Consider the following 12269-nt stretch of genomic DNA (forward strand, 5'->3'; position numbering starts at 1 on the left):
GAATGCCTTCAAGCGGTCGAAAAACGGAAGTTCCCGCCCGCACCCTGGCGCGAACGAGCCGAACTGGTTCCTCCCGCCTCCATCGCGCGGGCCTCGCCGAGCGAGCCCGAGCGCTAGAGCAATTCCGGGAAAAGTGGGAAACGGTTTTCCGTCCGGAATTGCTCCAAACAAACAGGTTACTGGCTGGCCGTCGGCGCCAGCTTCACCTTGATGACGTCGCCCGGCAGCACCGGCGTATCTTCCTTGGCGTCGATCTCGCTGGTCTTGCCGTCGGTCACGCGCACCAGCGAATAGATGAGCGCCGGCTCTTCATTGTGGTTTGTGATGGCGGCGGTCGTGGCCGGGTCCGATGCCTGGGCCATCAGGCCCTGTTGCATGTTGACCCTGAGTGCGGCTTCGTTGAGGTCTGCTTCGACCTGCTGCCGGTCGGCGGCAAGTCTCGAGTTCAACGTGTTCTGGGCATCGATGGCATCCTGCGTCGCCTTGCTGACCGACTGCTTGGCGGTGAGGATCGCCGTCTCATAGTCCAGGATCTTGCCCTGCAGATCGGTGACCGACTGTTGCGAGGAAAGCAGGCGTGCGTTGGCGACCAAGCCCTTTTGCGCCAGCGGACCGATACTGTCCGCCTGCTGCTGCGCCAGGTCGACCTGCTTTTGCTGGTTGACGATCTTTTTCTGCAGCGCCTCGATTTCGGACTGCAGGACCCCTTTCAGATCGTCAAGCGCCTGCAGCTTCAGCTTCAACGCTTTCTGGTCGGAGATCAGGATCTGCATTTCGTCGGCGACGATTGTCGCCAGGCGCGGGTCGCCCTCGACTTCCTTAGGCGCCTCGAAACTCTCCTTGCCGGCGAGATCGGCATCGATGCGGGCACGCTTGACGATCAACCGCACGCGCTGGTCGTCATAAATGTCGAAATTGCCCTTGGCGGTGATCAGATCCTTGCCGAGCTGGGTGCCGAAATCGGCGTTGCGCCGGATGCCGCCGGCGATGCTGATCGCCTTGAGCACGGTCAGCTCCGGCACATAGGGAAACTGGCCAGGCGTCTGGATCTCGCCCGAGATGTAGAACGGCCGGAACTGCACCATTTCCACCGAGGCTTCCGGCTTGTCCGACAAGGCAAGCTTGCGCTGCAGGGCGACGCTGATCGCGGCCGCAACCTCCGACGTGGTCTTGCCGGCGGCCGGCAGTTCGCCGACGAACGGCACCGACAAATTGCCGGCTGGACCGACCGAATATTCGCCGTTTACCGCCGACCAGTCACGGAACGTGCCTTCCACCGTCTGCCACTCGGCGACGCGGATGTTGAGCTTGTCCTGCGAGCCGAGCCGGTACTCGTCGGCCATGGCCGGAACCGCGAGCGACAGAGCGAGGCACGTGGCGACGAGCCGTGCCGGCCGCATCGGGCCGGCAAGGCGAAAATACGCTGATATGTCTGTTTTCAACTGAACGTTTCCGATCCGTTTTGGCCCCATCCGCCCGATAGGCCTGCTGCCGAGTGCCTCCTTCGGAACCTGGCAGAATACTATGGCTGCAATGCGAGACCGGCCCATCGCCGAATAGCTTTGGACCGGATTGGCTTCGGGCCGTACCGGCCCGATTGCTGACCAGTTGCGGTCGGTCAGTAGGAACCGCGCGACATCCACACCGCAGGCACGGTCTTGAGGATGATGCGAACGTCTTCGAACAGCGACCAGTTCTCGACATAGTGACGGTCGAACGCGACGCGACTGTCATAGGAGACATCGTTGCGTCCGCTGACCTGCCAGAGCCCGGTCAGGCCCGGCCGCGACTTCAAATAATAGACCGCGGCGCTGCCGTAGATCTCAAGCTCGTCGCGCACCACCGGGCGAGGCCCGACAAGGCTCATGTCGCCCTGCAGGATGTTGATGATCTGCGGCAGCTCGTCGAGGCTGAGCTTGCGCAGAACGGCGCCGACGCGGGTGACGCGCGGATCGTTCTTCAGCTTGCGGGTCGCGATCCATTCGGCGTTGGCTTCCGGATTGGCCGCGAGATAGGCGGCCAGCACACGTTCGCCGTCTTCGACCATGGTGCGGAACTTGAGGCAGGGGAAAATCCGCCCACCGCGTCCGATGCGCTTGTGGCCGTAGAAGATCGAGCCGCCGTCGGAAAGCTTGACCAGAAGGGCCACCATCAGGAACAACGGGCTAAGCGCCACCAGGCCGACAAGTGAACCGAAAATATCGAAACTGCGCTTCAGCAGCCCGCCGATGGGTGGCGGAAAATCTACGCCGACATGCGAAAATGCCGCATTGGCCGACTTGGCAACGTCCCTCATGCAAAAGCTCCATACGTTGAACGGATGGTTTATGCCACGATACCAAAAAAATGCTGCAGCGCAACACACAATTTCCCATATGGCTGAAATAGTCACGTCAGGAATTGACTAAATAATAAACCCTCCTTGCCCAAATTTTGCCCTTTATGGCGGGTTTGTGACGAATAATTAGCAACCGTAGGAAATGTAATGCCTTTTTTCGGCGGGTTTTGGGCAAATCGTCCTTTGCCGCAGAGGGAACGGCTTTAACTGATTTTCGAATCACTGGCTTTGCTAAATTAAACAAGTAAAATACTAATTAACATTGTAGATTCTACTGTAGTATAAAGCGCACGACGAGTTAGGCCACCACCCCTGCGTGTGCATCGCAGCATGGCGGAGTCCAAGCCGCCGCCAAGCCGAAAATTATTGCTGGTTGCCCTTGCCGTCAGTTTCGCGCCTTAATAGAGTCGCAAATTATTCCTGATAGAGTCTGGATGGGTTGGGAAGGCCGGAAGCAACCGGCCGAAAAAGAGCAGCTAAATAAGCTCGCATGGCGAATGGGGAGATACTCGGGTGGGTAAGTCATCGCTTTTGCATGCTCGGGCCGGTTGACGGGCCGCCGAACATGTCATTACCAAAATTCGTCATTGGAATGGTTTTCGCCCTCGCGATCGTGGTCGCGTGGTCCTATGTCGACGGCGCGACGGTCACCACAACGGTGCTTCGCGTCATCGGCTGCGCTGTCCTCATCCAAGTCGGTTATTTCCTGCTGGTGTATGTTATGATCGCCAGGAGCGCGCCGACATCGGCCGACAGGGCTCGCGACGCCGAAAGAAGCCTCGGCGCCGACAAGGCGGTTGAAGGCGAGAAGCTCTCGGCGAGGCGCAGCGTGCATTGAACAGTCTGAAGCCGCAAGGTCGGCCTCGGATCATCTTGCAGCCGGACTCAGCCTGCTTCGGCCGGCTCGGGTTCCGATTGCTCGCCTGAAAGCATTTTCGACAGGCGGCTGCCGGCCTTCGCTTTCAACCTCTGATATTGCCCGACTTCGACGATTCGTCCGTTTTCGACTGCAACCACCCAGTCGGCGAAGGCGATCATCGATGGCCTGTGCGCAATGGTCAGGATCGTCATCGATCCGCGCAAGCCGTCGATCGATTTGGCGATCAGGGACTGGTTCTGCCAGTCGAGCGCGCTGGTCGCCTCGTCGAGAATGAGCAGCGAAGGTTTGCGCAGCAGCGCGCGCGCCAGCGCGATGCGCTGGCGTTCGCCGCCCGAGAGCCGGACGCCGCGGTCGCCGACCACCGTGTCGAGCCGCAACTCCAGCCGCTCGACGAAGTCGGCGCCATGCGCAGCGCGCAGTGCAGTCCACAGCTCCGCGTCACTGGCTTGCGGCGCGGCAAGGCGCAGATTGGCGGCGATCGTATCGTGCAGCAGGAACACGTCTTGCGGCACATACGCCACCTGGTCGCGCCAGCGCCGGCGGTTGGCGGCGCCGATCTCGACGCCATCGGCCAGGATCTTGCCCTCGCTCGGTTCGAGCAGGCCAAGCAGCATGTCGGCAAGCGTGCTCTTGCCCGATCCTGACGGACCGATCAGCGCCGTTACCTTGCCGGCGGGTAGGCCAAAGGTGACATCGCTCACCACCGGCTTGCCGCCCGCCTCATAGGCAAAGGAGACATTGCGTATGTTGAGCCCGACATCGAGCGACAGCTTGGCATCCGATTCGAGGTTTGCGGGCTCGCGCTCGGCATCGAAACGCGCCTGCATGTCGCGCATCGAGGCATAGGCCGGCAGATTGATCAGCACCTGCTGCGCCTGCATCTGCATGTCCATGAAGCGCGGCGCAATGCGCATGAACACCAGAAGCAGGACAACGATCTCGGCCAGCGAGAGGTTGAAGCGGACCAAAGCGACATAGATGAACAGGCTCAGACCAATGACGCTGGCGACCTGGAACAGAGCGGTGCCGATGGTGCTGTTGCGGACATAGTTGATGTTGTCGGCCTTCATCTTCTCCAGCGTCGCGCGAAGCTGCGCGTAATAGGTCGCCTCGACATTCAGGCTCTTGGCCACCTTGATGCCGCCGAGGAACTCCGAGACCGTTCGGTACTGCTCCTGGCGATTGCTGGTCAAAACCCGGCCGAAGGCGCTGGCTCGTGCCCGAAACGGCTGCAGCGCCAGGAAGGTGACGATGCCGACGACAATGGCAAACGCCGTCATCACTGTCGAAATGAACAGCGAGACAACGAGATAACCCGCCAGAAGCACAGTGATCTGCACCAGCATCAGCAGCGAGAACGCCGCCGACTGCACGCGGTCGATATCGCCGGTCAGCGCATGGTCGAGATCGGAGCTGCGCATGCGCGCGAATATCCCCCACCGCGCCTTGCCGATGCTCTCGAACAGGTTCATGCGCAGGCGATTGATGAAGTCGAGCAGCAGCCGCGCCATGTAGACGGATTTATAGCGGTTGAACGCTGCCTGCAGCGCGACAAGCCCGACCAGCAGGCAAAGCACCGTGGTCAATTGCAGCGTTCCGTCCGGAGCCAGCCAGCGCACCCAGTCGCGGTCAGGCAACCTGACCGCGAAATTCTGCTCGGGTCGCCCGACCAGATGCAGCAGCGGCACCAGAAGCAGGATCGAGATGCCTTCGGTCAGGCTTCCCAGGATCAGGAACAGCAATGCCGTGAAGGTCCTGCGCCCGCCGATCCGGGCCATGGCGGCGCCGAAGCCGGCGACATCGCGGTAAAACGAAAAGCGCAGGATCTGCGATGCGGACATGTCAGCTCACCGCGGCCCTTTGTCGGCCGCCAGATCGTTTTCGATCAGGGCGACGGCTTCGCCGATACGGTCGAGCCCGGTCGGCACTCCGAGGCGACAGACGCCGACCTGGCTGGCCAGGGCCGCGCATTGGCGAAGATGTGTCGTGGCAAAATCGCCGACCAGGGCTGGACGGCCGAAACGCGTCACATAGGAAAATTTGATGATGGCCGGCAGGGCGCCGATGCCTGGCAGCGGCGTGATCGCTGCCTTGTCGCTGCGCTCGAGGATATAGATCCGGGTCGCCGGCACCGCGTCTGCCGCAAATCCGGCGTGCAGGCGATGCTGCATCTTGTCGATCGCCGCATGCACCTGCGGGCGTATTTCTGCCTGGCGGATGGGAAACGCGGCGGCGGCATCGGCGGCGAGCTTCAACTGCGGAAAACCCGGAACGATCATCGGCCGGTCCGTGAGATCGAGCGCCACGACATCGTCGGTCAGCAATCGATGCCCGGCACGGATCATCGCGCTCGCCGTCGTCGATTTGCCGGCGCCCTTGTCGCCCATGAAGACAGCGCTCTTGCCGCCGACCGCAATGGCGCTGGCGTGCAGGATGAGCAGGCCGCGCTGGTGCAAAAGCAGCGCCATGACCGGGCCGAGCAGCGGAAACGCCAGCAGCGCGTCGTCGACATCGGGCGCCGGCTCCACCTCGATGCGGCAGGCATCGGTGATCAGGAAGGCGCCGACCGTCTGCCATGCCAAATATTGCTGCCGCGGCTCGAAACGGAAAGCAGTTCCGGTCTCGGGCGAGGGTTTTGGCAGGTCGATCGGGCCGACCGTGATCAGCACATCGACGCAAGCTGGTTCGCTCGGCTCTAGCTCAGGCAGTTCGACCTGCGAAGCGATCGTCAGCCCATAGGCTTTGTAGAAGTGCTGTGCGCGAGCAGCAATTGCATGGCGGTCATCAGCGGCAAGAGGCATGTTGGCCGGCATCATCAGTGGCTCCCGCGCTGTTGCACCTGCCGCAGCCACAACGATAGCGAAATCGAACGCCATACATACTGGACATCGGGCAAGGTCGCGGCCTCGGGTTGGCTGGAAATGCGGCCATAGGCGGCGGTCACCTCAGGCAGGTTGACGTAAGGGGCAATCCGCGCCGCATCTTTCACCAGCACCTTGTCCAGGAGATCGCGGTGATTGCCCAGCATGCCTTTGACCAAATTGGAGGTGAAATCGATCTTGTCGCGCCGCCACTGCACCGCCGGGGGCAAAATTCCTTCCATGGCACGGCGCAACACCGAGCGGCCAAAGCCCTGGTTCAGCTTTTCCGCGCCGGGCAGTGCCAGGCAGAACTCAACCAGCGGCTTGTCCCAGAAGGGGTAGCGCGGCTCGACGCCGAAATTGGCGGCGGCCTTGTCGAGAACCTCGAAGGCGTGCGGCACCATGCCGTTCGACAGCAGCCAGCGATGGGTCAAGGTCTCGCTGGCGCTGACCGCGGGCGGCATATAGCCGGCCCTGCGGAACCGTTCGACGAGGTCGGTGCGCATCGCCAGGTCCGGATTGATCAGGCCGCGCCAGCTCGTCGCCGGCCGCCCAGTGGGATGGCGCCGCAATTTGCCAAGCACGCGGTTCGCGAACCGCTTGATTCTCGCGACGCGCCAGGCAGGCCCGTAGAGGGTCAGGAACTTGTAGTAAAGGCCGAGCATGCCGTCGCCATAAGTGTTGGAAGCGCTGCGCAGCTCACGCCACAGCTCCATCCATTTGCCGGCATCGGCGAGTTCGTGCAGATGGCCGTGGCCTTGCGAAACCACCTCGTCGCCACCATGGCCGTCCAGCAGCACCTTCATGCCCTTGGCGCCGGCCGTCCTGTAGATGTCGCGGGTCAGCGACAGGCCGGGGGCCAGGAACGTTTCTTCCTGCTCCTCCAGAATGCGTTCGAATTCCGCGAAGGGCGCGTAGTCGCCGACGGAAATCAAAGTGCCGTCGACCTTCTGCTGGCCCAGCACCGCCTCGATGAACGGACGCTCATCCATCGGCGAGCCCTTTTCGAACACCAGCGAGAAGGTCGGCAGCCTCGGTCTTTGCTGGGCGGCATTCTGCAGGCCCGCCACGCAGGCGATCGAGGAGGAATCGAGGCCTCCGCTCAGCATCGCCCCGACCGCAGGCGTGCCGCGCATGCGGTTGCGGACCGATTGCGAGAACAGATGGCGGAATTCCTCGGCCGTGTCCGCCCGCATCGGTCTTGGCGACGGTTCGATCTGCCAGTAGCGGCGCAACACCACCTGGTTCCCGGTCACCGTCAGGCTATGGCGCGCCGGCAGGCGGAAGATATCGGCATAGGCAGTCGATTGCGGATCGTCGGGCAGCCCGGCGAGGAAGCCGGAAATCTGGTGTTCGCTGATGCGCATGTCGACGCCGCCGACATCGAGGATCGGCCCGATCTCGGAAGCAAAGACGAAACGCCGGTCGCTCGAATGGTAGTAGAAGGGTTTGACGCCGAAATGATCGCGCACGCAAAACAGCTTCTGGCGCTCGGCGTCCCAGATGGCAAAGGCGAAGTCGCCCTGCAGATATTCGGGACAGGCTTCGCCCCAGCGCAGATAGGCGCGCATCACAAGCACGGCGTCGGCAACCGAATTGTCCCGGATGCCGAGCCTGGCCAAGAGTTCGTCGCGGTTGTCCAGCCGGCAATCCGCGGTGATTGCGAGCTTGCCGCCGGCCATGGTCAGCGGGCCGGGGCCGGCTTCATCGGTGGTGTTGAGCCAGGCGTGGCCAAGAACGACGCCCTCGTCGATCCACCACGAACTGCCGTCAGGCGCGCGATGCTGCATGCGGGCAAGCATGCGCTGGATGTCGGCCGCGGCGGCCTGCCTGCCTTCCTGCCTCAGCAGAATTCCGGCGACGCCGCTCATCGCTCACTGGCCGTGGTCGACGAGATGGTTAAACCCGCCAAGCGAGCCGCCGAGCACGATATGGTCGCCGCTGACCAGCCAGGCATGCGCCTTCAACTCGGTGCCGGTATCGCGCTCGATGCCGATGCGGATTTTTGAGGCGTTGCCCTGGCGGGCAAGCAAATATTGGCCGGAAAGCGCTTGGGTCAGACAGCTTGCGCCAGGCACCAGGCGGGCAGCCGCAGCCACGCCCCAGGCGACACGCCTGAGATCGCCGATGTCGGCTGGTTCGCGCGCGTCGAGCCGGGTCACCATGCGGCGCACTTTGTTGTAGGAAAGCAGCGTCAGCCCCAGCCGCACCGCCACGACCACCGCAAGGCAGTGGGCGAGAAAGAGCATCTCCGGCCCGCCAAGTGAGAAAGCTCTAGACAAGTTCCTCATCATGGAGCCTCGCAAGCCCGGCGTCCGCCAAGCCCTTCAACAATCCATCGACATCGGCCTTGCAGCGTTCCGGATCGACATTGTAGCGATCCAGCACGGCGCTGCGGATTTCGGAAATCGGCCGCGGCTCCTGGATCAGCTCCCAGATATAGGCGCCGACGCTGTTCAGGCTGTAATAGATGTTGGACCTCATATCGAGCAGCGCCAGGCCGTTGCCGAATTCGCAGGCCACGGCATCCTTGCTCGCGCTCATCCGATCATGGTCCGTGGGGTTCCAGTCCATTCCTAAACCTCGCTCACAACCAACGCTTCGGCAATTCCGGACAAAGACGCGAGAGCCGGGGTTTGACCCCCGACTCTCCTTAGTGCGCTCTGTTTGCAGAGTCCGGACTTTGTCACCCCAACGAGAGAATACTCAGGAGAAGGTGAGTTCGCCGACCGGCGTATGTGCCGGAAACGAGGCGTCGAGTGCCGTAGTACCGCTACCGCCTTGCGTGATGGTCTCGATCGAGCCGTGGACCGTCAGGCTAGGGGTTTCGTACTCATGCTTTTCAACATTCTGTTCCAATTTACTCTCCACTTGTGGACTGGAAGCGGCCTGTCGATTGCCGGCAGCGAGCTATTGCTGCACCGCAATAGCTGCATGGCAGCATTTATGAGTCAAGCCTGATTTACCAGCCGTTAATCAATTCTCGGTTGCGACTCCCTTCAATGGTGATCAAAGCGCTTTGCATTTTCACATCCCAGGAGAATTCAGCAGAGTGTCCGAGGCCATCAACTAAGTATCTGATTTAATTACGTTAAATTTTCCTTCGAATGCTCCTCACTTGGGCGCTGGCGCATTCCCACAAAATTGTTGCTGACGTACCCGTCACAAGCCCCGATCAACCGGCGCCTTGCATCTAGGACTGTGTTGCGAAACGTTCAGGTTGCAGGAAATTGGCGCCAAAGGAAAAACTGGACGCGGCGCATGAATTTGGCGATGCTTTGCTTCGCACTTGCAATATAACGCGCCTGGCGAATTTTTTGCGGAGATGCTGCAGCAGATGGCCTTGCAGGAAGGGACCTTCGAAAGGTTGCGCGCCGCTGGCTGCGCCGACGAAGTGGCCTATGTGCAGGCGTGCCTGCGGCTGTTCTTCGCCTCCGGGGCGAGCCCCAGCGCCGCGCCTGCACCGGCCATCTCCGTTGCCGATGTTTGCGACATCGCCAGGCTGAACAAGGTCGCCACCTTCATGCTGAAGGCGCTGTCGCGCCCACCGGCGGGCGAGACGCCGCCGGGATTGCTCGAGTGGCTCGACACTTATCGCCGGCGCACGATTGCGATGAACTCGTCCGGCATCATGGATTCGATGGCCATCGACAAGGCGCTGCGCGGCAGCGGCATCGATTTCGTGTTCCTGAAGGGGCCCCTCCAGCAGCAACTGCTCTATGGCGACCATTTCATGAAGCCGTCCGGAGATGTTGACATATTGGTGTCGCCGGCCGGCTTCTTTAGGGCTCGCGATGCGCTGCGCTCGATCGGCTACGAGGTCGCCGGCAAGTCCCGCTCCGTCTGGTGGGTGCGCTTTCTGGGCGAGCAGCACATGGTTCGCAGCCAAGGTCGGAAATTGTCCACCGTCGATCTCCATTACCGGCTCCAGCAGCCGGGATCGCCCAGCCCGCGCGATACGGAAGGGTTCCTGCGCCGCAAGCGCGCGCTTGCGATCGCCGGCTCCAGCGTGCCGTTCATCTCGGCCTCCGACACTTTGCTTCTGTCCTGCATCAGTGTCGCAAAGGCGCTGTTCAACCGCGAGCCATGCGCGGGCTATGTCTGCGATGTCCGGGCCGCTGCCAGTCGGCTGAGCGAGGCCGAGCAGCAGACTGTGCTCGACTACGCGGTCGAGCAGGGGCTGGCTGACACCCTGCTGCTGGGCCTGCGCGCCGCCGATGTGCTGCTTGGTGGCGCCGGCACGCTGCTGTCGGATCGGGCCACCAGGATCCTGTCACGCATCGGCAATGAAGACCTGTTCCACATGGTCATCGCGCCGTGGCTGTCGTCGCTCAGATGGCCGCAACGGCGCACCGTTTTGTGGGAATTGTGCGGCCGCGAACCTGTCCGCTACCTGACCGAGGCCGGCTGGGCCGCGTCAGCCGACCTCAGCCGGCGGATTTTCGAGCGGGAAAGCCGGTGACGATGAGGGTCGTCATGCAGCAGGCAGATAACGTTCCGTCCCGATCCGCTGGGGATGGATCGGGGTCCGGCGCCGCGCGCCGGGAGGGCGAGGGGCCTCGCGACACTTTATGCAATCGAAAGGCCACCCTATGTCCATGACAGAATCCCGGGTCTGCGTGATCATCGCGGCGCGCAACGCGGCCCGGACCATTCCCGCAGCCATCGCCTCGGCGCTGCGCGAGCCGGAGGTGGCGGAAGTCGTCGTCGTCGACGACGCCTCCACCGATGACACCGCAAAGGTGGCCAGCGCTGCCGATGATGGCAGCGGCCGGCTTTCGGTCATCCGGCTCGACGCCAATCGCGGCCCGTCCTTCGCCCGCAACGCCGCCATTGCCGGGTCGAAATCGCCTTTCATCAGCATTCTCGACGCCGACGATTTCTTCCTTCAGGGACGGTTTCGCCAGCTGTTTGCCAGCGCCGACTGGGATTTCGCCGCCGACAACATCATGCTGATCCGTGACGATACGGCGACCGATGTCTCGAAGATCGTCGCCCCGTCCTTTTCGGCGGACCCGGAATTCCTCGACTTCGAGCGGTTCATCGAGGGCAACATCTCCAGACGGCGTGTCCAGCGCGGCGAACTCGGCTTTCTCAAGCCGGTGATATCAAGAGCTTTCCTCGACAGGCATGGGCTGCGTTACGACGAGAACCTGCGTCTCGGCGAAGACTATGAACTGTACGCCCGCGCCTTTGCCCTTGGCGCACGCTTCAAGGTCATCCGTTCCTGCGGCTATGGCGCGATCGTGCGCGCCGATTCGCTGAGCGGGCGCCACAAGACACAGGATCTGAAGCGCCTCGCCGATGCGGATCTGGCACTGCTCAAGATCGACAGCCTGCCGGAAGGCTCCAAGGCCCTGCTGCGCAAGCACGAGCGGCATGTGCGTGACAAATACCGGCTGCGCAATTTCCTCGATGTGAAGGCCGAGCGCGGCATGGCGTCTGCCGCCGCCTATGCGCTGGCCAGCCAGTCGAACCTCATTCCTATCGTTGTCGGCGTGGCCGCCGACAAGCTCGATGCCTTGTTTCGCCACGCCGGTCTGTCCCCGCGGCAGCAGCCGGTGCCGCCCTTGCGCTTCCTCATGGCCGCTACCAGCACGGCGGCGCAAAAGTAGGCTCCGCCAAGTCCGGGACGGCGGCCGCAAGGCTGAAAAAATTGCCTTTCTGAAACTCGGAGGTTGCCTACACGCCCCGACGATGGCACTGTATGTTGCGGTGCAGCAATTTTGGAAGGCCAACCGGATGGCTTCAATTTTCGGCTTCAGGTCCAGGGACCCAGCGCGCGACAAGCAGACCGATCTGGCGCGTTTCGACCGTCTGGCAAAGCTGTTGGATCAGATCACGGCCGAGATTGCGGCCGAGAAGACCGGGTTGGAGGCCCGCTACCGGTCGAAGTCCACCAACGCGGCCTTCCTGGTCGAGTCGATGGAGAACGGCTCGGCGTCGGCACGCAAGCTGTCGGAAGTCGGCGAGCTGACGAAGTCCATCCTGAACTGCGAACAGCGCATCGCCGAGCTGGTGCGCCAGACGAGCCGGATGAAGGAACTGCGTCATTCACTCGACGCGATCGTCGGCGAGGATGGCCGGAGTTCTGATTCGCACGGGGAATATGTCAAACCCGCAGGTCGCTTCGGCTGAACACGGTCACACGAGACACAGAAGAGAAAGTTCGGGGACGGAGGATCGGGAT

General features: G+C 62.2%; 12 protein-coding genes. 4 read left to right on the plus strand and 8 right to left on the minus strand.

The features are described from left to right. Positions 1–176: 176 nt before the first annotated feature. Positions 177–1400, minus strand: a complete 1224-nt coding sequence (locus X751_RS146230; RefSeq protein ID WP_032892935.1) for a polysaccharide biosynthesis/export family protein — start codon at positions 1398–1400, stop codon at positions 177–179. Between the two features lie 218 nt (positions 1401–1618). Further along, positions 1619–2296 (minus strand): sugar transferase, encoded by a 678-nt coding sequence (locus X751_RS146225; protein WP_023668816.1) that lies wholly within the window; start codon positions 2294–2296, stop codon positions 1619–1621. 607 nt (positions 2297–2903) lie between these two features. On the opposite strand from X751_RS146225, the gene X751_RS146220 reads away from it, so the two are divergent. After that, positions 2904–3176 carry a hypothetical protein gene (locus tag X751_RS146220; protein WP_023711266.1) on the plus strand — a complete coding sequence of 91 codons (273 nt, stop codon included), beginning with the start codon at positions 2904–2906 and terminating at the stop codon, positions 3174–3176. A 47-nt stretch (positions 3177–3223) separates the two neighbouring features. On the opposite strand, the gene X751_RS146215 is transcribed toward X751_RS146220, so the two are convergent. The 6 genes from X751_RS146215 to X751_RS1000000165775 all read right to left on the minus strand — a co-directional run bounded on the left by X751_RS146215 (position 3224) and on the right by X751_RS1000000165775 (position 8938). Next, positions 3224–5059 carry an ABC transporter ATP-binding protein gene (locus X751_RS146215; RefSeq protein WP_023745197.1) on the minus strand — a complete coding sequence of 612 codons (1836 nt, stop codon included), beginning with the start codon at positions 5057–5059 and terminating at the stop codon, positions 3224–3226. A gap of 6 nt (positions 5060–5065) precedes the next feature. Further along, positions 5066–6034 (minus strand): HPr kinase, encoded by a 969-nt coding sequence (locus X751_RS146210; protein ID WP_023745198.1) that lies wholly within the window; start codon positions 6032–6034, stop codon positions 5066–5068. Continuing rightward, positions 6034–7950, minus strand: a complete 1917-nt coding sequence (locus tag X751_RS146205) for a lasso peptide isopeptide bond-forming cyclase (RefSeq protein ID WP_023745199.1) — start codon at positions 7948–7950, stop codon at positions 6034–6036. Before X751_RS146205 ends, X751_RS146210 begins: the two co-directional genes overlap by 1 nt. A 3-nt stretch (positions 7951–7953) precedes the next feature. Then, positions 7954–8328 carry a lasso peptide biosynthesis B2 protein gene (locus X751_RS146200; RefSeq protein ID WP_023702339.1) on the minus strand — a complete coding sequence of 125 codons (375 nt, stop codon included), beginning with the start codon at positions 8326–8328 and terminating at the stop codon, positions 7954–7956. Positions 8329–8353: 25 nt separating this feature from the next. Continuing rightward, positions 8354–8623 (minus strand): PqqD family protein, encoded by a 270-nt coding sequence (locus X751_RS146195; protein WP_245259933.1) that lies wholly within the window; start codon positions 8621–8623, stop codon positions 8354–8356. Between the two features lie 162 nt (positions 8624–8785). Further along, on the minus strand, positions 8786–8938 hold the full coding sequence (locus X751_RS1000000165775; RefSeq protein ID WP_023684233.1) for a lasso RiPP family leader peptide-containing protein: 153 nt from the start codon (positions 8936–8938) through the stop codon (positions 8786–8788). A gap of 478 nt (positions 8939–9416) precedes the next feature. Here X751_RS1000000165775 and X751_RS146190 point away from each other — a divergent pair, with 478 nt between their 5' ends. The 3 genes from X751_RS146190 to X751_RS146180 all read left to right on the plus strand — a co-directional run bounded on the left by X751_RS146190 (position 9417) and on the right by X751_RS146180 (position 12217). Then, positions 9417–10541: a nucleotidyltransferase family protein gene (locus X751_RS146190; RefSeq protein ID WP_023745201.1), complete on the plus strand. Its 1125-nt coding sequence runs from the start codon at positions 9417–9419 to the stop codon at positions 10539–10541. Positions 10542–10671: 130 nt separating this feature from the next. Then, positions 10672–11694, plus strand: coding sequence for a glycosyltransferase family 2 protein (locus X751_RS146185; protein WP_023702337.1), 1023 nt, complete (start codon positions 10672–10674; stop codon positions 11692–11694). Between the two features lie 127 nt (positions 11695–11821). Beyond that, the gene (locus tag X751_RS146180) at positions 11822–12217 is read left to right on the plus strand and encodes a hypothetical protein (protein ID WP_023745202.1); all 396 of its coding nucleotides are present in this window, start codon (positions 11822–11824) and stop codon (positions 12215–12217) included. Positions 12218–12269 lie beyond the last annotated feature (52 nt).

This window comes from Mesorhizobium sp. LNJC394B00, assembly GCF_000502555.1.
Lineage (GTDB): Bacteria > Pseudomonadota > Alphaproteobacteria > Rhizobiales > Rhizobiaceae > Mesorhizobium.

Coding starts and splice junctions, on each gene's coding strand:
- X751_RS146230 (WP_032892935.1), bottom strand. CDS start 1,400: ATGCGGCCGGCACGGCTCGTCGCCACGTGCCTCGCTCTGTCGCTCGCG.
- X751_RS146225 (WP_023668816.1), bottom strand. CDS start 2,296: ATGAGGGACGTTGCCAAGTCGGCCAATGCGGCATTTTCGCATGTCGGC.
- X751_RS146220 (WP_023711266.1), top strand. CDS start 2,904: ATGTCATTACCAAAATTCGTCATTGGAATGGTTTTCGCCCTCGCGATC.
- X751_RS146215 (WP_023745197.1), bottom strand. CDS start 5,059: ATGTCCGCATCGCAGATCCTGCGCTTTTCGTTTTACCGCGATGTCGCC.
- X751_RS146210 (WP_023745198.1), bottom strand. CDS start 6,034: ATGATGCCGGCCAACATGCCTCTTGCCGCTGATGACCGCCATGCAATT.
- X751_RS146205 (WP_023745199.1), bottom strand. CDS start 7,950: ATGAGCGGCGTCGCCGGAATTCTGCTGAGGCAGGAAGGCAGGCAGGCC.
- X751_RS146200 (WP_023702339.1), bottom strand. CDS start 8,328: ATGCTCTTTCTCGCCCACTGCCTTGCGGTGGTCGTGGCGGTGCGGCTG.
- X751_RS146195 (WP_245259933.1), bottom strand. CDS start 8,623: ATGAGCGCGAGCAAGGATGCCGTGGCCTGCGAATTCGGCAACGGCCTG.
- X751_RS146190 (WP_023745201.1), top strand. CDS start 9,417: ATGGCCTTGCAGGAAGGGACCTTCGAAAGGTTGCGCGCCGCTGGCTGC.
- X751_RS146185 (WP_023702337.1), top strand. CDS start 10,672: ATGTCCATGACAGAATCCCGGGTCTGCGTGATCATCGCGGCGCGCAAC.
- X751_RS146180 (WP_023745202.1), top strand. CDS start 11,822: ATGGCTTCAATTTTCGGCTTCAGGTCCAGGGACCCAGCGCGCGACAAG.